Origin of the sequence: Gordonia sihwensis (assembly GCF_029632925.1) — a bacterium.
In the GTDB taxonomy this organism is placed as follows: Bacteria; Actinomycetota; Actinomycetes; order Mycobacteriales; family Mycobacteriaceae; genus Gordonia; species Gordonia sihwensis.
Map to the genome: position 1 here is coordinate 3,357,042 of NZ_CP121248.1, position 25,214 is coordinate 3,382,255.

Sequence of the window (25,214 nt, forward strand, 5' to 3'; positions counted from 1 at the left end):
CGACCTCACGGGATAGATCGACGGCATGCGAAGCGGCGTGACCCCGCGTCATTCGGGCGGTGGACGCGGCGCGATCAGATGGAGATGAGTCCGTCTTCGGCGGCCTTGCCGATGTCGGTCCGGAAATGCGCGCCCGGCAGCCGCACTCCGGCCAGCCGCTCGTAGGCCTGCGCCCGCGCGGACGCCAGATCGGCGCCGCGGCCGACCACCGACAGCACACGCCCCCCGGAGGAGACGATCCGGCCGTCGGCGGAGACCGCTGTTCCCGCATGCAGTACGCCTTCGGCTGTGGCGCCGGTGATCGCGTCGCCGGTCCGGGGGCGGCCCGGGTAGTTCTCCGCCGCGAGGACCACCACCACGGCCGCACCGTCATGCCACCGCAGCGGCGGCAGATCGGCGAGCGTACCGCGAGCGGTCGCGGCCAGCGCCTCGCCCAGCGGCGATTCGAGCAGTTCGAGCACCGCCTGTGTCTCGGGGTCGCCGAAGCGGCAGTTGAACTCGACCACTGCGGGCCCGTCGGAGCCGATCGCCAGGCCGGCGTACAGCAGACCGGAGAACGGCGTGCCCCTCCGGACCAGTTCCGCGGCGACGGGTTCGCACACCTCGTCGACGATCCGATCGACCATCGACTGCGGCAGCCACGGAAGCGGCGTGTACGCGCCCATTCCGCCGGTGTTGGGTCCGGCGTCGCCGTCGCCGACGCGCTTGTGATCCTGCGCGGGCAGCAGCGGGACCACCGTCTCACCGTCCACCAGGCAGAACAGCGACACCTCGGGACCGTCGAGGAAACTCTCGAGCAGCACCGGATGTCCGTGTTCGAGGCAGTCGGCCGCGTGGGCACGCGCCGCATCGCGGTCGGAGGTCACCACGACGCCCTTGCCTGCGGCCAGACCGTCGTCCTTCACCACCCAGGTGGGACCGAAGCGGTCCAGCGCGGCCTCCAGGTCGGCGGGGTTGTCGACGATCTCCGCTCGGGCGGTGCGCACGCCCGCCGCGGCCATCACGTCCTTGGCGAAGGCCTTGGACCCCTCGATCTGCGCGGCCGCGGCACTCGGACCGAAGGTGTCGAAGCCTGCTTCGCGCAGGGCATCGGCCACCCCGAGGACCAACGGGACCTCGGGGCCGATCACCACCAGATCCGCGTCGATCTCCCGAGCCAGTGCCACGACGGCGTCGGCCGACGCGACGTCGACGGAGTGGTTGGTGGCCAGCGCGGCCGTACCGGCGTTGCCGGGCGCCGCATGCAACTGCGTCACCGACGGATCGCGGTCGAGTCCGAGGAGAAGGGCATGTTCGCGGCCGCCCGAGCCGATCACGAGTACGCGCACGCCGTTCAGGGTAGTGGGTCCGGCCCGACGGCGATGCCACCGCCCGGCGACGGGGGCGCGATGCCGTCGACCGGGTGGATCAGCGTCGGCGAGCCGACGCCTCCACCAACAGCAACGGCAGGACCGGAGTCAGGCACCCCACCACCACGCAGGCGAGCAGCCCCACGCCGGACACGGCCAGCACCCCGCCGGCGATGAGCGGCACCGACGCCGCGAGGAACAGCGGGATCAGCAGCCGGTCGGCGCCGGCCAGCAGATAGAACATGACGATCGTACCCAGGCAGAACACCGCCAACGGCACCGCGACGGCACCGTAGACCGCAGCTTGGGAGATCTCGGCCTCGCCCTCCAGCCACATCGCCACCACGTGCAGGCCGGCGCCGACGGCCGCGCAGCCGATGACGATCGGCATGCTGCCGTAGCCGAAAACGAAGGCCATTCCCGGCCGCGCCGCCAGCGGGCGCCCCACCTCGAGTTGGAAGTACAGCCACCACATGGCGAACGTGACGCCCATCGCTGTCAGGCCCAGCACCGCGGTCTCCGTGCTCCAGCCGGTTCGTCCGATGACCGCCTGCAACACCGCGACCGTCCCGACCACACCTTCGCCGAGGGTGATCACCACCAGCGTCGAATACCGTTCGACGATGTGCCCGGGGTGCCAGGGAGTGGCCCGGAACCGCGTCTCGGCGATCGCGGGCCCCAGCAGTTCGGCCACCATGCACACCGCGATCGCGATGAGCGTGGGCCCGAGCGTCATCGAGACCGCGGCGACCGCCACCCAGCCCACCTGCGCGACGGTCGTCATCAGCGCGTACGTCAGACACGTGGCGCGGTATTCGGGAGCCTGTACGGCCGCCCGCAGCCACTGCACGATCATTCCGGCGCGCATCACGATGTAGCCGATCACCACCACCGCGAGGTCGACGTGGCGGTTCGCGTCGATCGACGCGAACACCGGCGGCAACCCGATCGCGATGATCGCCACGCCGACCATCTGCACCAGTGTCAGCAGCCGGTACACCCAGTCGTCGGTGTCGAAGGCGGAGGAGAACCAGGCGAAGTTGATCCAGGCCCACACCGCGGCGAAGGTGGCGATGGCGTAGCCGATCACGGCCGCACGGTAGTGCCCCTCGGCGAGGTACTCCGCCAATTGGGCGCCCGCGATCGAGAAGGCGACGACGAAGACGAGGTCGTAGAAGACCTCCAGATCGCTGGCGGCCCGGCCGTCCTCGGCCGGATCGCGTCCGGACATGCGCCGGATGGTGGTCGACACGCTCACGTCGAACACCGTAGAGCCCACCGCATCGGGGGCCAAGGAACCGGCGGAGCGACTGCGCGCCGCGCGCGGTCGCCCCCGCATCCGCCGATCGCGCTACTGCGTCACGTTCTCCTGGTACCCGGTGATCCGATCCACCAGCAGTTCGGCGAACCGGAGCAGTGGTGGGCGAGCCGCGAGCGCGGGTTCGCCCGCGGCGAGGAACACCGTGCTGCTCGGCGGGTCCCGACGGCGGTCCAGTCGCACCAGGGCCCCGCTCCGGACCTCCTCGTGAACCAGATAGCTCGGCAGGACGGTGACGCCGAGCCCGGCGAGCGCCGCGGCCTTCATCGCCACCAGATCGGGCAGGACGATCGTCGGATCGAACCGCGGATCGACTCCGAACACCGTGTTCCAATACCGCCGCAGCAGCGGGAGGTGATCGTCGTAAGCGATCAGACCGGCCGCATCCAGTTCGGCGGGCGGCTCGGTCCCGTCGGTCAGTCCCGGTGCCGCGACCAGCCAGAACCGCTCCCGGGCCACCGGCCACGCCCGGACTCCGGCTCCGCTCGGCCGGATCCCGGAGACCACCGCGAGGTCGAGCCGCCCGGCGTCGAGTTCGGCAAGCATCCGCCGCGAATCACCGAATTCGAAGGCGATTCGCGGCAGACGCGCAGTGTCGCCGGCGAGCGCCGGAAGCAACTGCTCGGTGACGAACTCGCACGGTCCGCCCAGCGAGACCATGAGACCGCCGGTCGGAGACCGACGCAGATCACCGGCGATCAGGCGGTCGATCTCGTCGAGATGCGTCGCGATCTGTGCGGCGATCTCGTGAGCCGCGACCGTCGGCACCGTGCCGTCGGCGCTCCGCTCGAACATCCGGACGCCGAAATGGTCCTCGACCAGGTGGATGTGGTTGGCGACCGTCGGTGCCGAGACCCCCAGGTGCCGAGCGGCCGCATGAAACGACCCCGACCGGTACACGGCCAGCATCGTGCGCAGGTGATCCTGCGAGAGGCGTCTGGTGGACGACACACAACCATCGTCCCACCCGGGCGAGAAGAACGACGGTGCTCCGGCGACGCGGCGTCCCCGGAGCACCATCGGTCAGTTCTTCGGCGACGTGAGGTCGTAGAGAGTCACACCGTCGACCGTCGTGGCGGTGAAGTGCTCCTTGACCCACGAACTGATCTCCGACGACGTCCCGCTCTCCCCCATGCCGGGCATTCCGCCGAAGCCCTCACCCCCGCGATCACCCCGGCCGCCCGAGATGAAGTAGTGAATCCTGCCGTCGGCGACGTACTGCTTGAACTGGTCCAGGGTCGGCGACGGGTCGGTCCCGTTGAACCCGCCGATCGGCATCACCGAGTATCCGCTGGCGATCTGATAGCCGGAGGCCTCGTTGGAACCGATGGCCGCCGCGACCCACGTGTACCGATCGGCGTCGTTCCGCAGGACCGCGACCATCTCGTCAGACGGCGTGGATCCGTTCAGCAGGCCGCCCGCCGGTGAGGCTCCGGGACCTCCGCCCGCCTGGCCCGGGGCGCCCATGCCCGGCGCACCGCCCATGCCGGGGAATCCGCCACGTGCACCGGCCTGCGTCCGGCCCGCTCCCGGTGGCCCGAACGCGCCGTTGAACCGGCCGTGCCGACCGTGCCCGCCCCCCGGCCCGAATTCGCCTTCGACCTGGGGACCGGCGCTGATGATCGAGCCCTGCTTAGCCGTGGTCACCGTGTCGACCGTGTAGGCGAGCGGACCCGCCAGGCCGGCGAGAACCGCGAGCGACGCTGCGACCGCGGCGAGCACGCCACGCTGAGCCCCCAGCATCAGCGCTCCCGCGACGATCCCCACGACGAGGACGACGAACCGCAGCCACGGGACGAAATCGGCCGAGCGGTTCAGCAGCACGAATCCCCAGATCGCCGCGGTCCACGTCGCGGCGGCCAGCACCAGCCGAACCCACAACGCGGCCCGTTCGCGCCAGCACACGACCGCCGACACCGCGATCACCGCCGCCAGAGCGGGAGCGATGGCCGCCGTGTAATAGCTGTGGAAGATGCCCGCCATGAAGCTGAAGACGCCGACCATGATCAGCATCCACAGTCCGAAGACGCTCAAGTAGGCACGCCGCAGATCGGTACGTGAGGCCCGCCCGATCAGAACCAGCGCCGCCACTCCCAGAATCAGGGACGACGGGATCAGCCAGGCGATCTGACCGCCCTGCGCCGGCTCGAACATCCGGAGCCAGCCGGTGGAGCCCCACATGCCGCCGCCCGGGCCGCCGGCGCCGGGACCCCCCGGACCGCCCTGGCCGAACATCTCGGCTGCCGCGCCGCTCATCTCGCGAGCGCGTCCGCCACCGCCCACGCTGCCCTTCTCGTTCCCGTCGAGCCGGCCGAGACCGTTGTAGCCGAACGTCAGCTCGAGGATCGAGTTGTTCTGCGAACCGCCGATGTACGGACGGCTCGACGCCGGCCAGAGCTCCACGGCCAGGACCCACCAGCCGGCACTCACGATCAGCGCACCCAGTGAGGCGAACAGATGCCCGATGCGACGCAGCCACCGTCCGGGACCGAACGCCAGGTAGGTCACGGCCATCGCCGGAACGATCAGCATCACCTCCAGCTGCTTGGTGAGGAAACCGAATCCGACCGCCGTGCCTGCCGCGACCATCCACCACACGCTCTTCGCGCCGGGCTCCATCGCGCGCAGCACCGCGCCGCACGCCGCGATCATGAGCAGGATAAGCAGGGCCTCGGGGTTGTCGAACCTGAACATCATCGCGGCCACTGGGGTCAGCGCCAACACGGCGCCCGCACCGATGCCGGCCCAGTGGCCGAAGTAGCGGCGGGTGATGAAGTACAGCAGCGCCACCGACCCGACACCCATCAGCACCTCGGGGACCAGCACCGACCACGAGTTGAGGCCGAAGACTCGCACCGACAGCGCGGGGATCCACAGGGATGCGGGCGGCTTGTCGACGGTGATCGAGTTCGCCATGTCGGACGACCCGAAGAACCACGCCTTCCACGACTGCGAACCCGCCTGGATCGCAGCCGTGTAGAAGGAGTTCGCCCAACCGTTGATCGAGAGATTCCACAGGTAGAGGACGGTGGTCCCCACCAGCAGCGCCGCCAGCGACAGCCGGCGCCACAGCGCACTGCGCGTCCGGTCGGGATCATCGGGCAGGGGTTCGGCCGGTTGCGGCCGATCGAGGACGGTCGCAGTCATGCGGCACTCCGTTCGATAGAGGTCTGCTCGGCCGGCGCCGCGACGGAGGGGCGCCGGCGGAACACCCACCGCAGCCCGACGAAACGTGTCGCGGTGGCGACGAGGTTGGAGGCGACCAGGACGGCCAGTTCCAGTGCGCGGCCGGCATCCGGGTTCCAGCGGTGCAACGCGAAGAGCGAACCCGCCGTCACCGCCCAGCCGAAGAGGAACACACCCCACCCGAACAGGTGGTGCCGCGCCCGGTCCTGGCGCCCGCGGACGCCGAAGGTGAAGCGGCGGTTGGCCGCGGTGTTCAGCACCGCGGTGATCGCCAGCGCCAGGAAGTTGGCGGCCTGTGCACCGGCCGGCCGCAACAGGAGATACAGAAGCGCGAACGCCACCGTCGACACCAGGCCGACGGCGCAGAACCGGGCCAGCTGACCGACCATTCCGTGCGGCACACCGTCGATCACCGGCCCCGGCAATCGATCCCGTCCGAGTGTCTTGCGCAGTTCGGCCACCGGGATCCGACCGGTGGCGAGCGCCCAGCCGACGCGTGCGCACCCGCGCAGATCGGCGATCGCGGTGGCGACGATGTCGACTGAACTGTCGGGATCGTCGATCCAATCCACCGGAACCTCCGCGATTCGCAGACCGACGCGTTCGGCGAGAACCAGCAGTTCGGTGTCGAAGAACCATCCGGTGTCCTCGACGTACGGCAGCAGTCCGCGGGCCACATCGGTGCGCATCGCCTTGAAGCCGCACTGCGCGTCGGAGAAGCGGGCGCCCATCGCGGTGCGCAGGATCAGGTTGTACGAGCGCGAGATGAACTCCCGCTTGGCGCCCCGGATCACCCGGGACGAGTGCGACAGCCGAGTGCCGATCGCGATGTCGGAGTGCCCCGAGATCAAGGGGGCGATGAGCGGCATCAGCGCATTGAGGTCGGTGGAGAGATCGACGTCGCAGTACGCGACGATCTGAGCGTCATTGTCGCGCCAGACGTGGTTGAGCGCCCGCCCCCGCCCCTTCAAGTCGAGGTGGACCACGCGAACGCCCGGGATCTCCGCCTGCAGCCTCAGCGCGATCGCGAGGGTCGAGTCCGTACTCGCATTGTCGGCCACGGTGATCCGCGCCGGATACGGCACGCTGTCGGCCAGATGGCGGTGCAGCCGGCGAACCGACTGCTCCAGATCGTCTTCTTCGTTGTAGACCGGCATCACCACATCGAGGACCGGTCGGTCGGGCACCGACTCGCCCTCGGTCGATGCCCGGCTCAGAACTTCTGTCATGGCTACGAGAATCGTGCGGTTCGCTCCCGCGGCCCTGGGCCACTGCTGGGAGATTCCTGTGGATGACGGAGTCGTTACAGTCCGGGAGCGGCGATACATTGGGCGCCATGGTCACGTCCCCACCGCAGCAGCTCACTCCCCCGCAGCGGGAGATCGCCGATCAGGTCATCACCTCGCTCGCCGGCCCCGACGCCCGGCTGCGGGCGGACCAGGAGACTGCGGTGGCAGCCCTGGCCGCGCCCGGCGCCCGCGTGCTCGTGGTGCAGGCCACCGGCTGGGGCAAGTCCGCCGTGTACTGGGCGGCCACGGCCGTCATCCGTGCGGCCGGCGGCGGACCGACCCTCATCGTCTCGCCACTGCTGTCGCTGATGCGCGACCAGGTGGCGGCGGCCACGCGCGGCGGACTGCGTGCTGCCACAGTGAATTCGGCGAATATCGACGAATGGTCGGCCATCGAGGGCGCGTTGCTCGACGGTTCGCTCGACGTACTGCTCGTGTCGCCCGAACGGCTCGCCAATCCGGGTTTCGGTCGCCGCGTGCTCGAAGCTCTCGCCGGGCGGCTCGGCCTGGTCGTGATCGACGAGGCCCACGCCATCTCCGACTGGGGACACGATTTCCGTCCCGACTACCGGCGCGTGTCGGACGTGCTGCAGCGGCTGAATCCGCAGACCTCCGTGCTGGCGACCACTGCCACCGCCAACGCCCGCGTCACCGACGACGTCGCGGCGCAGCTCGGCGACGCCACGCTTGTCCTGCGCGGCCCGTTGGCACGGAAGTCATTGCATCTCAACGTGATCGATGGACTCGACCCACTGCAGCGGTACGCCTGGGTGGCACAGGAACTACCGATGCTTCCCGGTTCCGGAATCGTCTACGTGCTCACCGTCGCGGACGCCGATCGCCTTGTCCGGGCGATCCGCGCCGTCCACGGGGACGAACTCGCGGTCGCGGCCTACACCGGCGGACTGCCCGCCGAGGAAAGGCATCGCCTCGAAGACGATCTGCTCGCGGGCCGCGTCAAAGCTCTCATCGCGACGTCGGCGCTCGGGATGGGTTTCGACAAACCGGATCTGGGGTTCGTCGTGCATGTGGGAGCCCCGCCGTCTCCGGTCTCGTACTACCAGCAGGTGGGCCGTGCCGGCCGTGCGCTCGACGAGGCGGTGGTGATGCTCCTCGCCTCCCGGCTCGACGACGCGATCTGGGAGCATTTCGCCACCGCGACGATCCCCGACCCGGCGCGCATGGAACGACTGCTGCAGACGCTGGGCGACGCCGACGGCCCGATGACGGTCCCGGGCCTGGAGTCCGCGACCGGTATCCGCCGCGGCCGCGTGGAACTGATGTGCAAACAGTTGGCGGTCGACGGAGTGGTCGAGCGATCGAGCGAGGGGTGGTCGGTCACCGGGAAGCCCTGGGTGTACGACGCCGAGCACTACGAGGGCGTCCTCGCCGTCCGGCGTCGCGAGGCCGACATCATGCGCTCGTTCATCCGCGGCGAGAAGTGCCTCATGCGGCTGCTGACCGAGTCCCTCGACGATCCTCGCTCCCAGGACTGCGGGCGCTGCTCGGTGTGCCGGGGCGAGATCACCCCCGGGCTCGCCGAGGCACCGGAGACCCGGGTCGTCGCCGAGGTCGGAGCCGTGCTGCGGCGCGACGCCGAACTCCTCGAACCCCGCAAGATGTGGCCGGGCGGCGCCTTCGGCAGCCGCGGCCGGATCCCGCCCGGCGCCATGGCCGAACCGGGACGGGTGCTGGCCTTCGCCGACGCACCCCAGTGGCGCGATGTCCTCGACGCCGCGAAGGCGGGCGACCCGGAGGCGTCGAGCGCGCTCGCCGAAGCCGCCGTGACCGTGGTCGCGCAGTGGGGACGGTCGTCGGGAGTGCGGCCGGACGTGATCTACTCGCTCGACCTCACGGGCGGCACGCTGGCCGCTACCCTCGCTCAACGACTGCGCGAGGTGGGCCGCCGCACCGGCGACGCGCTCCCGGTGCAGCCCGGCCCGCGGCCCGGCCGAGAGGCCACCGGCGCGGACGAGGCGGCGTACTGGCGCGATCACCTCGGGCCCATGCCCGCTGTGTCGGGCGCGGTGCTCCTGGTGATCGACGAGACCGGGTCCGGCTGGCCGGTCACCCTCGCCGCCGCGGCACTGCGCGAGTCCGGGGCCTCCGCCGTCCTGCCGCTGGTGGTCCACAAGACCGCGTGAGGCGCGGCCGCGACGCCTCAGTCCGGGACGTTCTCCCCGTAGCCGAGCGCGCGCAGGCTGACGCGAATCCGCTCGGCGGCGTCGTCGAGTGACTCCGGCGAGGGATTCTGGTCGGCCTTGGTCAGATCGAACGACTCCAGCGAGTGCGCCGGGAACACGTGGATGTGCAGGTGCGGCACTTCCAGACCGGCGATCAGCATGCCCATCCGCGGGGCGTCGAAGGCGTCCTTGACCGCTCGGCCGATCTTCTGCGAGACGTCGGTCATATGCGTGAACGTGGGCGTGTCGATCTGCTCCCAGTGATCGATCTCCTTGCGCGGCACCACCAGCACGTGCCCCGGAGTGACCGGCGCGATGGTCATGAAGCCGACCGAGACGCCGTCCTTCCAAACGAAGCGGCCCGGCAGATCGCCGTTGATGATGTGCGTGAAGACCGAAGGCATGAACCGAGTGTAGGACGAGCCTCAGACCTCCGCAGGCGGGTGGTCCGGCTCGTCGGTTCCGGCGGCGCCGGCGAATCCCGCGGTGTCGATCCGGGGCAGGATGAACCAGAATCGCGCGCCCTCGCCCGGTGCGGTGTCGACCCCGACCCGGCCGCCGTGCGCGTCGACGAGCGCCGCCACGATCGAGAGGCCGAGTCCGTTCCCGGCCCCCGGGACCTCCCGGTGGCGGGAGTGATCGCCCCGGTAGAAGCGCTCGAAGACATGCTCGGCGTCCTCGGCCGTCATTCCCGGTCCGTCGTCGGCCACCGTGACCCGCACGTCCGACGGCGACGATTCCACGACCACCCGGATGTGCGCGTCCGGCCCCGCGTGGGCGACGGCGTTCCCGACCAGATTGCGCACCACCTGTGTCAGCCGGGCGACGTCGCCGACCACCACCGGATCGCCGGTGGCGGACGGAACGTCGAAGGCGATGTCCGATCCGGGCGCGCCGGCCCGCGCCCCCTCGACGGCGTCGGCCACCAACGGCACGATCTCCACCTCGCCGCGGTTCAGCGGGCGCTGGGCGTCGAGCCGCGCGAGGATCAGCAGGTCCTCCACGAGCAGGCTCATCCGGTCGGCCTCCGACGAGATCCGGCGGACCGCGTCGCCGGAGTCCACCGCGCCCATCGAGAGCAGCTCGGAGAACCCCTTGATGGACGTGAGCGGTGTCCGCAGCTCATGCGATGCGTCGGCGACGAACCGGCGCATCTTCTCCTCCGACCGCCGGGCCTGCTGCTCGGATCGGGCAGTCGCCGCGAAGGCCGCCTGGATCTGCGTCAGCATGGCGTTCACCGACCGGCCCAGACTGCCCACCTCGGTGTTCTCCGGCGCTTCGGCGACTCGCCGGTGCAGGTCGCCTCCCGCGATCGCGTGCGCGGTCTCCTCCACGCGGCGCAGCGGGCGCAGGCTCGACCGTACGAGCAGCGAGCTGAGCACGCCGATCACGATCACCACGACGGCGCCGATCCCCACCTGCAGCCAGATGAGACGGTTCATCGTCTCCTGGACGTCGGTGAGCGGGATCGCCACCACCGTGGACCCGAAGTCCGACTGCCGCTTGATGACCCTCCACTGCGGCCCCGGGCCGGCGGAGTCGACGGTCGTCGGCGCCGCGTCGCCGTCGGGCAGTGAACTCAGGTCCGGGCTCGACGAGAAGTCGCTGATCGTCAGGGTCATTCCGGTCGGCAGTTCCGTGGACACGTAGTACTGCGACGGCGGGCGCTTGGGGCCGGGCGGGCCGGTCCGGTGGTCGGTGGAGAGATCGCGGGGCCGGGCCCAGCCGTTGACGGCATCGTCCAGCCCGGCGTCGGTACGCGAGATGAGGTTGCCGCGCATCGCCGAGGTGACCGCGAAACCGGAGAACACCAGACCGAGGGCGACGAGGACGGCGGTCAGCACCACCAGCGAGATCCGCAGCGGCACGCCGCGGCGCCCGCCACGGTGCGGCAGGTGCGGATGCGGAGGGGGTGGCCCGGGCGGTTGCGGAGCGGGGCCGACGCCGGGTGGATTCATCGTCATTCGCGGGGCTCACGCATCACGTATCCCACGCCGCGCAGCGTGTGGATGAGCCGCTTGGGCCCGGTGTCGATCTTGCGGCGCAGGTAGGAGACGTACGATTCGACGACGTTCACGTCACCGCCGAAGTCGTAGCTCCACACGTGGTCGAGGATCCGCGGCTTCGACAGCACGGTCCCGGCGTTGACCATGAAGTACCGGAGCAGGGTGAACTCGGTCGGTGAGAGCGAGACCAGTTCACCGTTCTTGAACACCTCGTGCGTCTCGTCGTCGAGTTCCAGATCGGAGAAGACGATTCGGGTCGGTTCCGCCTCGCCTTCGCCGAAGCCGCTGCGCCGCAGCAGAACGGCCAGCCGCGCCACCACCTCCTCGAGACTGAACGGCTTGGTGACGTAGTCGTCGCCGCCGATCGTGAGTCCGTTCACCTTGTCCTCCACCGAGTCCCGGGCCGAGAGGAACAGGGCCGGAGCGTCCACACCGTCGGCCCGCAGGCGCCGGAGCAGGCCGAACCCGTCCATCCCCGGCATCATCACATCGAGGACCAGGACGTCCGGCCTGAAGGTACGGACGACGTCGAGCGCGCGCGGTCCGTCGGCGGCGGCGACGACCTCGTATCCCTGGAATTTCAACGACACCGACAGCAGTTCCCTGATGTTCTCCTCATCGTCGACGACGAGGACCTTGGCGGGTTTGTCAGCAGAAGTCATGGTTCCAGCTTGCCTGCCCCTCCGGCGGTCCGACTGGCAAGAACCTGGGAGATCACTGTGAGGGTCGCGCCCGGCCGTGCTGCCGCATCAGCGGCGACGGGAATCCCGGCGCCGGCCGATCGTCCCCCAGCCACCGGGTGAGCTCGTCGGCCCGCTCGGCGAGCGCGTCGCGGGCCTCGGCGGGAAGGTCTTCGAGCGGAACCACCCTCACCCCCTGTTCGGTCAGCACCCAGCCGCCGACGATCCGCCCGTCCCACCAGGCCGTCTGTCCTCCGTTGCCGGTACGGTCGAACAGCTCCGGACCGTGGGATCCCAGATAGAAGTCGCGCTCCCGCCAGCCCATGGTGGCCGGGTCCAGGCCGGGCAGCAGCAGTGCCCGCGGCGGCACCGGCTCCACCTCCGCGAGATCGTCGGACATCAGATAGCCCGTGGCACCCGAGTCCAGTTCCACCTCGGTCACCGGCAGCGAGGCCAGTGCGGCGCGCACCGCGGTCTTGGTGGTGCCGAGCCACCACACCAGATCGGCTTCGGTGCCCGGACCGTACCGGCGCAGCCACCGCTCCACCAGTGCGACGTGCCCCGCCGCCTCGTCGACATGCGGCAGGGGCGCCCCCAGCCACGACGACATCGACGTCCACGACGGCCGCGAGCGGTGCCAGTCGGCGGCGTTCGGGCCGCGCACCACCTCTCCCCGCGCGGCCAGATGGTTGAGCATTCGGGGCAGCATCGGCGACGGTCCGCCGTACGACTTGCCGTGGTCGCGCATGATCTCGATGTCGAACTCCGGCAACCGTCTCCGCAACTCCGGTGCCGAAAGTGCGGCCCCGTCGGAGAGCTCCGCGAGAATCGCCTCGCGCGCCCGCTCGATCCAGGCCTCCGGATGGTCCGGACCGTCGTCGCGACGCAGATCGCGAAGGATGTTCGTCCGTTCCGAAGCTGCCACCCGGGGCCCGATCGCGCCGACCGCCTCGGCGAGCACCGGCCGGGTCATCACGAACAGCGTCCGGCGCATCACGAGCTGTTTGACCACCGAGCGCTCGTCGTACAACGCGGTCTCCACCGTCTGCGGGTCGGGCGCCGCACCCCGGGCCCACGCCGCCAGGTGGACCGTCGACGGCACGGTGGCATGAAGTCCGATGACGGCGTCGGCGACCTCGGTGACCCGGTGTCCGGCGGAGCCGTCCAGCAGATGGCGACGCAGCAGCCGAGCGCGCCGCTGACTGTCGCCGACGCGCGGTCGGGCGGTCACACCGAGCCCCGCTCGACCGGGGCGCGCGGGATGTGGCCGCCCGAGACCGCGACGACCGCCTCGATCTCGACCCGCTGCCCCGGGTAGGGCAGCGCCGACACCCCGAGGACTATCGACGGCGGAGTCGCGTCGAACGCGGTGTCCAGCGCGAGCCACACGGCGCCGAGCTCGTCGGCACCGGCGGCCGCGACGTAGACGGTCAGTTTCACGATTCCCGATCGCGCGGCGCCCCGCTCCGCGAGCAGGACGTCGAGACACTCGACGGCGCGGCGGACCTGCGCCTCGGGGTCGTTCGCGCCCACGATCGCGCCGTCGGCGTCGAGTGGCGAGATTCCCGCGGTGAAGATCAGCGCTCCGGGCGCCGTCTGTGCGCCGTAGGCGAATCCGCCGTCGTGCAGGGTCGCGGACCGGAAGTACTCGGGTTCGGTCATCGGAAGCTCAGCACCTCGTCGCCCCACGCGCGCAGCGTGCTGTCGTCCAGTCCGGTCACCGAGGTGTCCTCGGTGCCGCCGATCAACAGCGAACTGTGGCGCTGCGGCACGTACGCCTCCCAGAGCGCGTCGCCGTCCTCCCCGGTGTTCGGGTCGCCGTCCGCGGCGAAACCGAGCCAGCGGTACTGCATCCGGTGCCGCACCTTCTCGCCGGTGGCCCGTCCGCCGAGCGCGTACATCGGATCACGCCGGCTCGACGCCGGGTTGCCCCACACGTACGGCACCTCGGTGGCGTGCGCGGCGCCGTAGCCGAGGACGCGGAGGAGCGGTGTCGCCCAGTCGAATCGGTACAGGTATACCGGCGCCACCTGGGCGTGCGACTCCGCGATCCACACCGCGGGCATCCGGAATCCGATGTCGCGGGAGATGGCCATGCTGCGCACTCCCGAGGGCACGTGACGGTAGGAGGAGTCGAGGCGGTCGGGTTCGGGGACGCGCAGCGTCGGCCGCTCGGTGCCGATCAGGGTGAACATCGCGTCCACACCGTCGTTCTTCACCGGAAGCAGCGGCGTCGACATCCAGCGGAACAGCGAGGTCTCGTGCCGGTTGGTTCCGATGAGCAGCGGGACCCGGTGCGCCTCACCCGAGACGATGGCCTCCATCGGATCCAGCGGCACCAGATCGCCGTCCACCACGGGGGCGAACGCGATGGTGCCGGGGAACCGGTTGGGTACCAGGTTGAAGATCGCCGACGACGCGTTCACCAGATCCAGCGCAGGCGTCCGGCGCAGTTCGCTCGGCCGCACGTACTCGGGCGGGAGCTCGGCCAGCAGCATGTTCGCGTAGCGCTCGGCACGCTCGGCGTCGTACACGGTGGTGGCCGGGGAACTCTGGGCGATCGCCCGATGGAACAGTCCCTTCGCCGCGGGCGAGGCCAGCAACGTGGTCACCACACCGGCGCCGGCCGATTCGCCGAACAGCGTGACGTTGCCCGGATCTCCGCCGAAACGCTCGATGTTGTCGCGCACCCAGCCCAGCGCCGCGAGCACGTCCGAGAGACCGCAATTGGCCTGGAAGGTCTCGTCGCCGGACGAGAGATGACGCAGATCGGCGAACCCGAACGCGCCCATCCGGTAGTTGAGGGTGACGATGATCGTCGGCGTCCCGCGGGTGACGGACGACCGCACCAGGGACCCCGGGTCGTACAGCGGCTGCGACCCCGATCCGCAGAGGTAGGCGCCGCCGTGGACCCACACCATCACCGGCAGGCGTGCGTCGGTGCCGGCCACGCCGCGCGGCGTCCCGACATTCAGATACAGGCAGTCCTCGTTGGCGAAGGCCTCCGGCCCGAGATCGATCACCTGCATCACCGGCTGCGGGCACACCGGGCCGAAGTTGCGGGCGTCGATGACCTCGCTGCGCTCACGGGGCGGCTGCGCGTGCAGCCAGCGTCGCGGCCCGGTCGGACGAGCCGCGTACGCGACTCCCAGCCACAGGTCGGCCGATGGTGTGCTGGTGCCCCGCAGCGGACCGTAGACGGTGTCGACGACGTGAACGGTGTCAGTCACGCCTCCATCTTGCCGGGCGATGGACCGGTGTGCAGCATGTGCCGACTCCGGGCCGCGCGGCCGTAGCATGGATTCATGACCAGTTCACTGCCCCTGATCCTGCGCGAAGAGCCGTTCTTCGAAGCCACCGAGGTGTCCCTGCCGGACGCGGTGCGGGTGGTGACCATGGAATTTCCCGAGGTCCGCATGGACGACCTGCCGGAGATCTTCGACGGCCATTTCCACCTGCTGGCGCAGGCTCGGCCGATCGGACCGGGCTTCGCCGTCTACGAGGGCGACGTCACCGACGAGTTCGACGTCACGATCGGTTTCCCCGTAGCCGAGCCCACCGACCTCGAGGGCATCGACAACGGGACCTTCCCCACCGGCCGCGCCCTGGTGATGTCGCACCTCGGCGGCTTCGACGGTCTCGGGTCGGCGTGGGAGCTGCTCATGGAGACCCATTTCGCCAAAGGGGGTGCGGTGCCCCGCGCGGTGGTCGAGATCTACGTGACCGATCCCAGCGTCGTCGCACACGACGACCTGCGGACCGATCTGCTGGTCCTCCTCTGAGGACCGCACCGCCGGGAGAGTGCAGCGGGCCCGACGCATCGGATGCGTCAGGCCCGCGGCGGAGCCCCCTGTCAGGATTGAACTGACGACCGCTCGCTTACAAGGCGAGTGCTCTACCACTGAGCTAAGGAGGCCTGCGGCGGAAGTATATAGGGTCACACCGCGAACCAGTAACGCCCGGTCCCCGGGCCGACGACTTACCTCGGGCACCTCCGCGGGACAACCCTCGCGGGCCGGTGCGTGCGATGCCACGATCGAAGGCGGCGGCCCCACCGGACCGCCTCCGCGACTGACCTGTGAGGAGGCAGGGTGCGTGTGAAAGCGATGTTCCGTCAGGGACTCGACAAGATTCTCGGCGACGCCACGGCCACGATCGACACGATCGAGCCGGGCAGCATCGTCGTCGCACCCCGCAAACCGATCCCGCTCGACGACGAGGCCGCGATCACCGAAGTCCTCGATCTCGCCGCACGTATCGGCGCGGTGCTCCTCGACTCGGGTACCGGCGCCATCGACACCGGCAACCAGATCGCTTTCGTCGCAAGCATTTACGGTCTCGAGGATGTCGTCGTGGACGTCACGTTCAACCGCATCCTGGTGAGCGCCCGGCGGGGCCCCACTCTGCCGCCGGTCACCACCGTGCGCACGGTCCACTACCGGTCGCTCGACTTCACCCGGCTCGCGCACGTCGACCGCCTGGTGCGGCGCATCCGGCAGTTGGCCATCACCCCCGGAACCGCGCACCGGATCGTCGACGGCATCGTCAGCGCCCCTCACCCCTACCCGTACTGGCTCGCGAATCTGGCCTGGGGCGTTCTGGCGCTGGGTATCTCGATCCTTCTCGGCGGTACCACGCTGGTGGTGCTGACGGCTTTCCTGACCACCGTCGTCATCGTCGCTCTCAACCGGCGGCTGGCCCGCATCGGAACCCCGATCTTCTTCCAGCAGATGCTCGGCGGGTTCATCGCCGTGCTCCCCGCGGCCGGCCTGTACCACTGGCGCGAGGCGCTCGACGTGAGTTTCGCGCCGTCGCAGATCATCGCGGCGGGGATCGTGGCACTGTTGTCGGGACTATCGCTGGTCGGATCGGTGCAGGACGCGATCACCGGGGCGCCGATCACCGGCACCGCCCGATTCTCCGAGGTCGTGCTGATGACCGGCGGGATCCTGGCGGGCGTCGCCATGGCGATCCGGCTGGTCGAGTCGCTGGGCGGGAGTCTGCCGGGCCTGACGACGACGTCTCCGTTCGGACCGTCGGACGTGGCCGCGACCGTGATCGGCGGAGCGATCGCCGCGGGCGCCTTCGCACTCGCCAGCTACGCCGAGCGTCGCGCGATCCCGGTCGCGCTCGGCGCGGGCGTGCTGGCCTCCGGGGTGATCAGCGGGCTCTCGCTCACGGACGCGGGAGCCATCGTCTCGGGTGCGGTCGCCGCGATCGTCGTCGGCCTCATCGGTGGTCTCGCCGCTCGTCGAGCCCTCGTCCCGCCACTCGTGGTCGCCGTCGCCGGCATCACCCCGCTGCTGCCCGGTCTGGCGATGTACCGCGGTCTCTACGGTGTGATGAGCGGCGAGACGCTGGCCGGCTTCGGCGAACTGGCCACAGCCATCGCGGTCGGCTGCTCCATCGCCGCCGGAGTCACCCTCGGCGAATTCATCGCACGCACGCTCAAACGGCCCCGGCTACCCGCGGCGCTCGCGCGCCAACGCGACGCGCTGCGCGACGGCCGGCCGCACGGCTTGACCCTCACGCGACGTAAGCCTCCACGCTGGAATCCATGACGGCGACGAACGGGGCCGACGGCACGGGGACGACCACCTGGACGGTGGGACGTCTGGCCGATCTGACCGGAGTCACGGTGCGCACTCTGCACCACTACGACCGGATCGGACTGCTGTCGCCCGCCAAGCGCACCGGAGCCGGCTACCGCCTCTACACCGAGGCGGACCTCGACCGGCTCTGGCGCATCGTCCTCTACCGGCGGCTGGAGATGCCGCTGGACGAGATCGCGGCACTGCTCGACGGCGACGGCGACCCAGTCGATCACCTGCGCAGGCGACGCGAGGCCGTCGTGTCCAGGCTGGGCGAGTTGACCGAACTCGTCGCAGCCATCGATCGAGCGATGGAGACGCAGATGCAGCAACGACCAGCGACCGCCGACGAGATGCGAGAGATCTTCGGCGACGGATTCCGCGACGAGTACCAGGCCGAAGCCGAGGAGCGGTGGGGGCAGACCGACGCGTGGAAGCAGTCGGCCCGCCGCACTCGCGACTACACCAAGGCCGACTGGGAACAGATCAAGGCGGAGACCGACGCGATCCACGCGGCGTTCGCCGCGGCCATGCGGGCGGGCGAACCCGCCGACAGCACGGCCGCCATGGACGCCGCAGAACGGGCGCGCAAGCACATCGACGAGCGCTTCTACGAGTGCAGCCACGAGTTCCACACCTGCCTCGGCGAGATGTACGTGAGCGACCCGCGGTTCACCGCCTCGTACGAGGAGATCGAGCCCGGACTGGCTCGGTACGTACGGGATGCGATCGTCGCGAACGCCGACCGGCACCGCTGATCGGCTCGGGTAGAATCCCGGCCATGGCAGCTAAGACGACCGACGACATCGCCGATGACGAACTGGAGCCGGTGACCGACGAGACCGCACACAAGGCCCGCCGCGTGGTGGCCGCTTACGCCACCGACGCCGACGAATGCCGCATGCTGCTGTCGATGCTCGGAATCGCTCCCGGCGAGTCCGCCTGACGCGGATGACGGCCCCCGGGCACCCTGCGACGGGTGCGGATTTCGTCGTCGTCGCAAATCGTCTTCCGGTCGACAAGAAGGTCCGGCCCGACGGCTCCGTGGTCTGGAAGCGTTCGCCGGGCGGACTCGTGACGGCACTGACCCCCACCCTGGAGACCCGGTCGGGCGCCTGGGTGGGGTGGTCGGGCAGCGCGTCGCAGGACGGGTCCCCCGAGGAGAAGCCCGACGTCGAGGGCATCGACATCCACCCGGTGCCGCTGAGCGCCGCAGAGGTCGAGGACTACTACGAGGGGTTCTCGAACGCCACTCTGTGGCCGCTGTTCCACGATCTACTCGTCAAGCCCGAGTATCGGCATGACTGGTGGGAGGCGTACGTCCGGGTGAACCGCCGGTTCGCGGAGACCGCCGCGAGTGCTGCGGCCCCGAATGCGATGGTCTGGGTTCAGGACTATCAGCTGCTCCTGGTCCCCGCGATGCTGCGCGAGACGCGTCCCGACCTGCGGATCGGGTTCTTCCTGCACATCCCCTTCCCGCCGACCGAGCTGTTCAGCCAGCTCCCCTGGCGCACCGATCTTCTCGAGGGCCTGCTGGGCGCCGACCTGCTCGGCTTCCACCTGCCCGGAGGCGCAGAGAACTTCCTGACACTCGCGCGCCGGCTCCTCGGCACTCGCACCTCGAACGGCCCGATCACCGCGCGGGAGGATTTCGGAGCGGTGGAGTACGACGGCCGCACCGTCAAGGTCGGCTCGTTCCCCATCTCCATCGATTCGGCCGATGTAGCGGCGCAGGCCACGGCCGCCGCCGACCGCGCGGTCGCGATCCGCGCCGAACTCGGTGACCCCGAGGTGCTCCTGCTCGGCGTCGACCGGCTCGATTACACCAAGGGAATCGACGTCCGGCTGGCCTCGCTGGAGCGGCTGTTCGCTTCCGGCCGGCTCGATCCCGCGAAGACGGTGATGGTGCAGCTCGCCAGCCCCAGCCGCGAGCGCGTCGACAGTTACATCGACATGCGCAATCGCATCGAGCAGATGGTCGGTCACCTCAATGGCAAATACGGGACCGTCGCGCGCCCGCCGATCCGCTACCTGCTGCAGCCGGTGGCCCGCGACGAGTTGCTCGCCTATTTCCGCGCGGCCGACGTCATGCTCGTGACCCCGATGCGCGATGGGATGAACCTTGTCGCCAAGGAGTACCTCGCCGCGCGCGCGGATCTCGGCGGCGCCCTCGTCCTGAGCGAGTTCACCGGCGCCGCAGCCGAACTCGGCGAGGCCTACCTGCTGAATCCGTACGACGACCGCGACGTCGACGACGCGATCGAGGCCGCCGTCACCGATCCCGCCGAGGCCCGCCGTGAGCGGATGCGCATCCTCCACGATCAGGTGATGACCAACGACGTGGATCTGTGGGCCACCAGCTTCCTCGACACCCTCGCCGCCGACGCATGACCGAGACGATGCTCGACGACGCCCTGCGGGCCGCGCTCGAAGCGTTCGCCGCCCGTCCGCGGGTGCTCGTCGCCTCCGACTACGACGGGTGCGTCTCACCCATCGTGGCGCGGCCCGAGGACGCCGTCCCCGAACCGCGCTCGATGGCCGCGCTGGAGCAGTGCGCCGCGGCGCCGCGGACCGCGGCGGCACTGGTGTCCGGCCGGGCCCGCGCCGACCTGCGCGCGCTCTCCGGAGCAAGTGAGAACATCACGCTGGTCGGCAGCCACGGCGCCGAGTTCGCCGAAGGCTTCGACGATCCGGTCACCGACGGACAACGCGAACTGCTGCGGCGGATCGTCGCCGAGTTCCGCGGTCTGAGTGCCCGGTTCCCCGGCACCTCGGTGGAGGTGAAGCCGGTCAGCACCACCCTTCATGTGCGCAACGCCTCCCCCGCCGACGCCGACGCCGCGCTCGCTCTCGCCGAGTCCGGTCCGGCGTCGTGGGACGGGGTGCAGGTGACCCACGGCAAAGCGGTCATCGAACTCGCGGTGATCGAGACCAGTAAAGGACACGCCCTCGACCGCCTGCGCGCGGCGCTCGAGGTGGACGCCGTGCTCTACCTCGGCGACGACGTGACCGACGAGAAGGCCTTCGCGCGCCTCGGTCCGGACGATGTGGGAGTCAAGGTCGGAGACGGCCCGACGGCGGCGCACTTCCGCGTTGCGGATCCGAACGGGGTCGCGACAGTCCTGGAGACCGTGGCCGCTCTGCGCCGCTGACGGTCGTGCGAAGGCTACTGAGCGAGCCCCCTCCAGGCTTACGGACCGGCCCCACTCCAGGCCCGTTGAGCGGCCCCCTTCAGGCTCGTTGAGCGAGCGTAGCGAGTCGAAACTCCAGACAGGCAGTCTCGATACGGCATGCTCGCTACGCTCACACGCCTACTCGACAACCCTGAAACAGACAAACACCACCGAGCGACCCTCCAAGCTCGTTGAGCGAGCGTAGCGAGTCGAAACTCCAGACAGGCAGTCTCGATACGGCATGCTCGCTACGCTCACACGCCTACTCGACAACCCTGAAACAGACAAACACCACCGAGCGACCCTCCAAGCTCGTTGAGCGAGCACAGCGAGTCGAAACCCCACACAGGCCGTCTCGATACGGCAACCCTGAAACAGACCACCGAGCGACCCCTCAGGCTCGTTGAGCGAGCGCAGCGAGTCGAAACCCCACACAGGCAGTCTCGATACAGCATGCTCGCTACGCTCACACGCCTACTCGACAACCCTGAAACAGACCACCGAGCAACCCTTCAAGCTCGTTGAGCGAGCACAGCGAGTCGAAACCCCGCACAGGCGGTCTCGATACAGCATGCTCGCTACGCTCACACGCCTACTCGACAACCCTGAAACAGACCACCGAGCAACCCTCCAGGCCCGTTGAGCGAGCACAGCGAGTCGAAACCCCACACAGACGGTCTCGATACAGCATGCTCGCTACGCTCACAGGCCTACTCGACAACCCTAAACAGACAAACACCACCGAGCAACCCTCCAGGCCCGTTGAGCGAGCACAGCGAGTCGAAACCCCACACAGACGGTCTCGATACGGCCTACTCGACGAGCCGGATGGATTCAGCCGCCGACGACACCCAGTGGATCGGCGTACACCGCGGAGAGCGCCACGGCCACGGCCGCTGCCTCGGGTACGTGCACCCCGAAGCAGGTCGGGACGATCTCGAGCGGTCTCGGCAACAGGCTGGCCGCGTCGAACGCCGCCTGCACCGGAGCCAGCCCGTGCGGATGGGCCGAGAAGGCGTCGCCGGCCACCGTGATCGCATCGGGATTCAGCACATCACGCATCATCGCCACCGCCTCGCCGAGCACACGCGCGCGATCGTCGGCGACCACGCCGGCCGACTCGTCCACGTCCAGCCGGGCGGCCGCGGCCTTGACCGCCGCCGTGCCGATCACCGACTGCAACGGCGCCACCGGCTCGACGGCCAGCACCCCCGGCTCCACCCGGAGCCCGGCGATGGTCCCCGCGCCGTGCGCGGGCTGGTGCACTTCGCCGTCGATGATCAGGGCCATGCCGACCGTCTCACGGGCGTAGAAGAACAGGCTCGATCCGCTGCGCTGAACGGTCGACGCCAGCAGTAGTTCCGCGGCCGCCATCGCCTGAACGTGTTCGGCCACCGACACCGGCACGCCGAGGGCCGCGTGCAGACGCTCCCCCAGCGGCTGCCGATGCCAGCGCAGGATCGTGTGGTCGACGAGGCCGGTGGCGTCGTCGACCACCCCACCGAGCGCTGCGCCCGCCCAGAGGACCCGCCGACCGGAGAAGCGCCCCGCGAGTTCGGCGAGCAGTTCGCACAATCTATCGACGGCCGACGCGGCGTCGGCGTTCGCGAGTTCCTTCGTACGGATCGCGTGACTGTACAGCGTGCGGCCTCCGACGTCGGCGATGACGAGCGCCGTCCGGCGGGCACCGATATGCATGCCCGCGACGCAGAACCGGTCGGGGTCCAGGGTCAGTGGCAGCTTGGGCCGTCCGACTCCGCTGTGCCCGAGCAGATCGGGTCGCTCGATCACCAGGCCCGCCTCCAGGAGTGCGTTCACCTGCCGGTTGACGGTGGCGGCCGAGAGCCCGGTGTCGGCGACAAGTCGGTCCCGGGTCGCCGGAGCACTGATACGGACAGCGTTGAGAACGGCGGCGGCAGGGCCGGATCCGAAACGAAGTGGCGCGGCCACCACGCCGGCGATGGTCATGCGTCGAACCTATCAGCAGACGAGTTCGGGGCCCGCGGACTCCGGGCATCGCCGGCACCCGCCGCCACTAGACTCGATGCCATGACTAGCTCCGAGAGTTCCAGCAGCAAGGGCAAGATCGCGGTCGTCACGGGGGCGAGTTCGGGTATCGGTGCGGCGACGGCGCGCAGCCTGGCCCGCGATGGCTACACCGTGGTGCTGGGCGCGCGGCGCGTCGACCGCATCGACGCGCTCGCCCAGGAGATCGGCGGCCGCGCCATGTACCTCGACGTCACCGACGCCGCCTCGGTGGAACGCTTCGCCGCGACGCTCGACCGCGTGGACGTTCTGGTCAACAATGCGGGCGGTGCCAAGGGCCTGGCCCCGGTGGCGGAGGCGGACCTCGAGGACTGGCGCTGGATGTGGGAGACCAACGTGGTCGGCACACTGCGCGTCACCAAGGCCCTGCTTCCGAAGATCGAGGCATCGGGCGACGGTCTCATCATCACGATCACCTCCACCGCGGCACTCGAAGCGTACGACAACGGCGCGGGCTACACCTCTGCGAAGCACGCGCAGGGCGTCCTTCACCGGACGCTGCGCCTGGAACTGCTCGGCAAGCCCATCCGGCTGACCGAGATCTGCCCCGGGATGGTCGAGACCGAGTTCTCCCTCGTCCGCTTCGGCGGCGACGCCGCGAAGGCCGAGTCGGTGTACGAGGGGCTGACGCCGATGGTTGCCGAGGACATCGCCGAAATCGTGTCCTTCACCGCGTCCCGGCCGTCGCACGTCGACCTCGATCAGATCGTCGTCCGCCCCCGCGATCAGGCCACCTCGCGCCGCAACATCAAGACCGGATAGGCGCCGGGAGTCGCGGACTACTGGAAGACGACCGTCTTGCGGTCGTGCACCAGCACGCGGTGCTCCAGGTGCCAGCGCACGCCGCGGGCGAGCACGAGCGTCTCGATGTCTCGGCCCTGACGCACCATGTCGGCCGCCGAGTACTCGTGGTTGATCCGGCTGACGTCCTGCTCGATGATCGGGCCGGCGTCGAGATCGGCGGTGACGTAGTGGCAGGTGGCGCCGATCAGCTTCACCCCGCGGTCGAACGCCTGATGGTACGGCCGGGCCCCCACGAAGCTCGGCAGGAAACTGTGGTGGATGTTGATGGCCTTGCCGGCCCAGGCTTCGCACAGGTCGGCGGGCAGGATCTGCATGAAGCGCGCGAGCACGATCGCGTCGGGGTCGTAACCGTCGACGATCGCCCGCACGTCCGCGAACGCCTCTTCCTTGCCACCGGCGGGAAAGGGCACGTGGTGGAACGGAACACCGAAGCGCGTGGTCATGGTCTCCAGGTCCCGGTGATTTCCGACCACCGCACTGACCCGAGCCGGGAACTCGCCGCGCTCGGCACGGGACAGGAGATCGGTGAGACAGTGACTATCCTTGCTGACCAGCAGCACCACTGATTTCTCGGCACCGGTGTCGGACACCTGCCATTCGGCCTCGGGCCCGAACATCGCGGCCACCTCGGCGAAACGGCTGCGGAACTCCTCCACCGGCATCCCGATCGAATCGGCACGGACGGCCTGCCGGGTGAAGAACCAGCCGGTGGTCTGATCCGAGTGGTACGCCGCCTCGGTGATCCACCCGCCAACGCCGGCGAGGAAGCCGGAGAGGGCCGCGACGATGCCGGTGCGGTCGGGGCAGCCGAGGGTCAGGACGAAGCGACGGTCGTCGCCGGAGGAGATCTGCGAGTTGCTCACAGTTCTCAGTGTGCCAAGCTCGATTCCGTGACGAACACCAACCTGACCCGAGCGGATGTCGCAGCGATGGTCGACCACACGCTGCTGAAGCCCGAAGCGACCCGGGCCGATGCGCAGACCACCATCATCGACGGTCTGGAGCTCGGCGTGTATTCGATCTGCCTGTCACCGTCGATGCTGCCCATCGACACCGGGTCCGCGCACACCTGCGTCGTGGCGGGATTCCCGTCGGGCAAGCATCACTCGCTGGTGAAGGCATCCGAGGCACGCCTCGCTGTGGATTCCGGTGCGGATGAGATCGACATGGTGATCGACGTCGGCGCCGCGGTCGACGGCCGGTACGACGAGGTCTTCGCGGACGTCCTGACCGTCCGCGAGGCGATCGGCCGCGACCGGGTGCTCAAGGTGATCATCGAGTCCGCGGTCCTGCTCGACGCGGTCGGCGACGACTGTCTCGTGCAGGTCTGCCGGCGCGCCGTCGAAGCGGGCGCCGACTTCGTCAAGACCTCGACCGGTTTCCATCCGGCGGGCGGTGCGAGCGTCCGCGCGGTCGAGTTGATGCGAGCGACAGTCGGCGACGGCGTCGGTGTCAAAGCCAGCGGCGGCATCCGCACGGCGGCAGCAGCCGCCGATCTCATCGCCGCGGGCGCGAATCGCCTCGGGCTGTCGGGCACCCGCGCGGTGCTGGACGGCTTCCCCGAGTAGGCCGCAGCAGAACGGCTGCCG

The 25,214-nt window shown here is 69.7% G+C and carries 22 protein-coding genes and 1 tRNA gene; 9 read left to right on the top strand and 14 right to left on the bottom strand.

Annotated elements, in window-relative coordinates; translation table 11 throughout:
- Positions 1-74 precede the first annotated feature (74 nt).
- From purD to P5P27_RS16085, 5 genes are all read right to left on the bottom strand, one after another.
- A complete protein-coding gene (gene purD / locus P5P27_RS16065; RefSeq protein WP_278124973.1) occupies positions 75-1,328 on the bottom strand; it encodes a phosphoribosylamine--glycine ligase in 1,254 nt (417 codons plus the stop codon).
- Between the two features lie 79 nt (positions 1,329-1,407).
- Positions 1,408-2,607, bottom strand: a complete 1,200-nt coding sequence (locus tag P5P27_RS16070) for a low temperature requirement protein A (protein WP_308128695.1) — start codon at positions 2,605-2,607, stop codon at positions 1,408-1,410.
- 93 nt (positions 2,608-2,700) lie between these two features.
- Positions 2,701-3,618, bottom strand: a complete 918-nt coding sequence (locus P5P27_RS16075) for a LysR family transcriptional regulator (RefSeq protein ID WP_278124975.1) — start codon at positions 3,616-3,618, stop codon at positions 2,701-2,703.
- Between the two features lie 72 nt (positions 3,619-3,690).
- The gene (locus P5P27_RS16080) at positions 3,691-5,814 is read right to left on the bottom strand and encodes an ArnT family glycosyltransferase (RefSeq protein ID WP_062366018.1); all 2,124 of its coding nucleotides are present in this window, start codon (positions 5,812-5,814) and stop codon (positions 3,691-3,693) included.
- Positions 5,811-7,082, bottom strand: a complete 1,272-nt coding sequence (locus tag P5P27_RS16085; protein ID WP_006897322.1) for a bifunctional glycosyltransferase family 2/GtrA family protein — start codon at positions 7,080-7,082, stop codon at positions 5,811-5,813. The genes P5P27_RS16080 and P5P27_RS16085 overlap by 4 nt, the downstream gene beginning before the upstream one ends.
- Positions 7,083-7,189: 107 nt before the next feature.
- On the opposite strand from P5P27_RS16085, the gene P5P27_RS16090 reads away from it, so the two are divergent.
- Positions 7,190-9,286, top strand: coding sequence for a RecQ family ATP-dependent DNA helicase (locus tag P5P27_RS16090; protein ID WP_278124979.1), 2,097 nt, complete (start codon positions 7,190-7,192; stop codon positions 9,284-9,286).
- 17 nt (positions 9,287-9,303) lie between these two features.
- Here P5P27_RS16090 and P5P27_RS16095 read toward each other — a convergent pair whose 3' ends face one another.
- Genes P5P27_RS16095 through P5P27_RS16120 form a run of 6 tightly spaced genes read right to left on the bottom strand, consistent with a single transcriptional unit; the run spans position 9,304 to position 15,241 of the window.
- Complete coding sequence (locus P5P27_RS16095; RefSeq protein WP_006897324.1) at positions 9,304-9,729, bottom strand: HIT family protein; 426 nt, start codon at positions 9,727-9,729, stop codon at positions 9,304-9,306.
- 21 nt (positions 9,730-9,750) lie between these two features.
- On the bottom strand, positions 9,751-11,289 hold the full coding sequence (locus P5P27_RS16100; protein WP_006897325.1) for a sensor histidine kinase: 1,539 nt from the start codon (positions 11,287-11,289) through the stop codon (positions 9,751-9,753).
- Positions 11,286-11,993: a response regulator transcription factor gene (locus P5P27_RS16105; RefSeq protein WP_006897326.1), complete on the bottom strand. Its 708-nt coding sequence runs from the start codon at positions 11,991-11,993 to the stop codon at positions 11,286-11,288. Before P5P27_RS16105 ends, P5P27_RS16100 begins: the two co-directional genes overlap by 4 nt.
- Before the next feature lie 52 nt (positions 11,994-12,045).
- Entirely contained in the window at positions 12,046-13,242 is a 1,197-nt protein-coding gene (locus P5P27_RS16110) for a winged helix DNA-binding domain-containing protein (RefSeq protein ID WP_062366022.1), read from the bottom strand.
- Positions 13,239-13,673, bottom strand: coding sequence for a RidA family protein (locus P5P27_RS16115; RefSeq protein WP_222111000.1), 435 nt, complete (start codon positions 13,671-13,673; stop codon positions 13,239-13,241). The genes P5P27_RS16110 and P5P27_RS16115 overlap by 4 nt, the downstream gene beginning before the upstream one ends.
- Positions 13,670-15,241, bottom strand: coding sequence for a carboxylesterase/lipase family protein (locus tag P5P27_RS16120; protein WP_222111001.1), 1,572 nt, complete (start codon positions 15,239-15,241; stop codon positions 13,670-13,672). The genes P5P27_RS16115 and P5P27_RS16120 overlap by 4 nt, the downstream gene beginning before the upstream one ends.
- 75 nt (positions 15,242-15,316) lie before the next feature.
- On the opposite strand from P5P27_RS16120, the gene P5P27_RS16125 reads away from it, so the two are divergent.
- Entirely contained in the window at positions 15,317-15,793 is a 477-nt protein-coding gene (locus tag P5P27_RS16125; protein WP_006897330.1) for a GyrI-like domain-containing protein, read from the top strand.
- 62 nt (positions 15,794-15,855) lie between these two features.
- Here P5P27_RS16125 and P5P27_RS16130 read toward each other — a convergent pair.
- Positions 15,856-15,927 (bottom strand) — tRNA-Thr (locus P5P27_RS16130).
- 181 nt (positions 15,928-16,108) lie between these two features.
- Here P5P27_RS16130 and P5P27_RS16135 point away from each other — a divergent pair.
- Genes P5P27_RS16135 through otsB form a run of 5 tightly spaced genes read left to right on the top strand, consistent with a single transcriptional unit; the run spans position 16,109 to position 20,754 of the window.
- Positions 16,109-17,572, top strand: coding sequence for a threonine/serine exporter family protein (locus P5P27_RS16135; protein ID WP_411815890.1), 1,464 nt, complete (start codon positions 16,109-16,111; stop codon positions 17,570-17,572).
- Complete coding sequence (locus P5P27_RS16140; RefSeq protein WP_278124984.1) at positions 17,569-18,360, top strand: MerR family transcriptional regulator; 792 nt, start codon at positions 17,569-17,571, stop codon at positions 18,358-18,360. The genes P5P27_RS16135 and P5P27_RS16140 overlap by 4 nt, the downstream gene beginning before the upstream one ends.
- Positions 18,361-18,383: 23 nt before the next feature.
- Positions 18,384-18,548, top strand: a complete 165-nt coding sequence (locus P5P27_RS16145; RefSeq protein WP_006897333.1) for a hypothetical protein — start codon at positions 18,384-18,386, stop codon at positions 18,546-18,548.
- 5 nt (positions 18,549-18,553) lie between these two features.
- A complete protein-coding gene (locus P5P27_RS16150) occupies positions 18,554-19,993 on the top strand; it encodes an alpha,alpha-trehalose-phosphate synthase (UDP-forming) (RefSeq protein ID WP_278124986.1) in 1,440 nt (479 codons plus the stop codon).
- Positions 19,990-20,754 (top strand): trehalose-phosphatase, encoded by a 765-nt coding sequence (gene otsB / locus P5P27_RS16155; protein ID WP_006897335.1) that lies wholly within the window; start codon positions 19,990-19,992, stop codon positions 20,752-20,754. Before P5P27_RS16150 ends, otsB begins: the two co-directional genes overlap by 4 nt.
- 855 nt (positions 20,755-21,609) lie before the next feature.
- Here otsB and P5P27_RS16160 read toward each other — a convergent pair.
- Complete coding sequence (locus tag P5P27_RS16160; RefSeq protein ID WP_006897336.1) at positions 21,610-22,743, bottom strand: ROK family transcriptional regulator; 1,134 nt, start codon at positions 22,741-22,743, stop codon at positions 21,610-21,612.
- A gap of 81 nt (positions 22,744-22,824) precedes the next feature.
- Between P5P27_RS16160 and P5P27_RS16165 the strand changes: the two genes are divergently transcribed.
- On the top strand, positions 22,825-23,583 hold the full coding sequence (locus tag P5P27_RS16165; protein WP_278124990.1) for an SDR family oxidoreductase: 759 nt from the start codon (positions 22,825-22,827) through the stop codon (positions 23,581-23,583).
- A gap of 17 nt (positions 23,584-23,600) precedes the next feature.
- Here P5P27_RS16165 and purU read toward each other — a convergent pair whose 3' ends face one another.
- Positions 23,601-24,488 carry a formyltetrahydrofolate deformylase gene (gene purU, locus P5P27_RS16170; protein WP_006897338.1) on the bottom strand — a complete coding sequence of 296 codons (888 nt, stop codon included), beginning with the start codon at positions 24,486-24,488 and terminating at the stop codon, positions 23,601-23,603.
- Positions 24,489-24,515: 27 nt separating this feature from the next.
- On the opposite strand from purU, the gene deoC reads away from it, so the two are divergent.
- Positions 24,516-25,193: a deoxyribose-phosphate aldolase gene (gene deoC / locus P5P27_RS16175; RefSeq protein WP_278124993.1), complete on the top strand. Its 678-nt coding sequence runs from the start codon at positions 24,516-24,518 to the stop codon at positions 25,191-25,193.
- The last annotated feature ends 21 nt before the right edge of the window (positions 25,194-25,214 follow it).

Coding starts and splice junctions, on each gene's coding strand:
- P5P27_RS16080 (WP_062366018.1), bottom strand. CDS start 5,814: ATGACTGCGACCGTCCTCGATCGGCCGCAACCGGCCGAACCCCTGCCC.
- P5P27_RS16085 (WP_006897322.1), bottom strand. CDS start 7,082: ATGACAGAAGTTCTGAGCCGGGCATCGACCGAGGGCGAGTCGGTGCCC.
- P5P27_RS16090 (WP_278124979.1), top strand. CDS start 7,190: ATGGTCACGTCCCCACCGCAGCAGCTCACTCCCCCGCAGCGGGAGATC.
- P5P27_RS16095 (WP_006897324.1), bottom strand. CDS start 9,729: ATGCCTTCGGTCTTCACGCACATCATCAACGGCGATCTGCCGGGCCGC.
- P5P27_RS16100 (WP_006897325.1), bottom strand. CDS start 11,289: ATGACGATGAATCCACCCGGCGTCGGCCCCGCTCCGCAACCGCCCGGG.
- P5P27_RS16105 (WP_006897326.1), bottom strand. CDS start 11,993: ATGACTTCTGCTGACAAACCCGCCAAGGTCCTCGTCGTCGACGATGAG.
- P5P27_RS16115 (WP_222111000.1), bottom strand. CDS start 13,673: ATGACCGAACCCGAGTACTTCCGGTCCGCGACCCTGCACGACGGCGGA.
- P5P27_RS16125 (WP_006897330.1), top strand. CDS start 15,317: ATGACCAGTTCACTGCCCCTGATCCTGCGCGAAGAGCCGTTCTTCGAA.
- P5P27_RS16140 (WP_278124984.1), top strand. CDS start 17,569: ATGACGGCGACGAACGGGGCCGACGGCACGGGGACGACCACCTGGACG.
- P5P27_RS16145 (WP_006897333.1), top strand. CDS start 18,384: ATGGCAGCTAAGACGACCGACGACATCGCCGATGACGAACTGGAGCCG.
- P5P27_RS16150 (WP_278124986.1), top strand. CDS start 18,554: ATGACGGCCCCCGGGCACCCTGCGACGGGTGCGGATTTCGTCGTCGTC.
- otsB (WP_006897335.1), top strand. CDS start 19,990: ATGACCGAGACGATGCTCGACGACGCCCTGCGGGCCGCGCTCGAAGCG.
- P5P27_RS16160 (WP_006897336.1), bottom strand. CDS start 22,743: ATGACCATCGCCGGCGTGGTGGCCGCGCCACTTCGTTTCGGATCCGGC.
- P5P27_RS16165 (WP_278124990.1), top strand. CDS start 22,825: ATGACTAGCTCCGAGAGTTCCAGCAGCAAGGGCAAGATCGCGGTCGTC.